The sequence below is a fragment of the Mesorhizobium sp. genome (assembly GCF_005063415.1).
Taxonomy (GTDB): Bacteria; Pseudomonadota; Alphaproteobacteria; order Rhizobiales; family Rhizobiaceae; genus Mesorhizobium.
This window is the reverse complement of sequence record NZ_SUEG01000349.1, coordinates 1-890: the sequence shown is the minus strand read 5'-3', so window position 1 is coordinate 890 and position 890 is coordinate 1. Positions and strand designations below refer to the sequence as shown.

The following is an 890-nucleotide window of genomic DNA, read 5'->3' as shown; positions in this document are numbered from 1 at the left end:
GTAGCGGATACAAGCACTGCCCCCGCGACCTCGATCACAGGAACGGCGACAGCCACCGGCCCCAGCTCGCGATTGCGGACCCACAATGCGAGCCTGACGACGCCCCAAATCAGAAAGGCAAAGGCTGTGATGCCGCCAAGACTCTCGTGAATCTCCGCTATATTGCTGCTAAAGCCTGCCGCCTCCGCATCATCGAGAGCGAGGCCGCCATAAAACCAGGTTCCAATGGCGAAAGCTCCGGCTGCGAGCGCGAGAAAAGTGGAAATGGTTCCCGCGCAGATATTGGCCCCGAGAACCCAAGTCGGCATCGGTCGGATCGGCAATGGTTTGTACAAGGACGGCAAGTTGCGGGTCGTCGATCAGCTTCGAACTAAAAAGGGGATTGGGGGCGGAACCATCCAATGAGCTGTTCGAATTGATTCAGATCAAAGCAACAAAGTGCCATCCGCGCATTCTTCTTCATCGTCATGCGGAGACAAACTGGCCATACACCATGGAGAACCGTTCAAGCGAATGGGAATCCAGGCAGGTAGACCAGATTGCCAGTGAAACATGATAGGCGAACCCGCGGCATCACCTAGGCGACTCTGAAGTCAAGTTCAGGGCTGGAAGCTGAGAGCCGCGGGCTCGGTACTCCTCGCTTTATGGCGCACCGCCGATGGGCGGTGAAGAGCGGGGATGGCCCAGCGATACAACGAGGGAACCCGAGGGCCTTGCGGCGCGGCTTTCCGAGGAGGAGACAATGATCGCACGAATGCTATTCGGCACGGATCCTTTCCGCAACATACGCCGCCTCCAAGACGAAGTGAGCCGACTGGAATTCCCGGCGGTGAATGTCTTCGTAAACCAGGACGGCGTCGTCATCACCGCCGAACTGCCTGGGGTAAGAT

1 pseudogene is annotated in these 890 nt (G+C 58.0%); it reads right to left on the bottom strand.

Going from position 1 to position 890, the window contains the following annotated elements:
* A pseudogene (locus tag E5W70_RS32530) lies at window positions 1-335 on the bottom strand (hypothetical protein); the annotation flags it as partial.
* Between the last annotated feature and the right edge of the window lie 555 nt (window positions 336-890).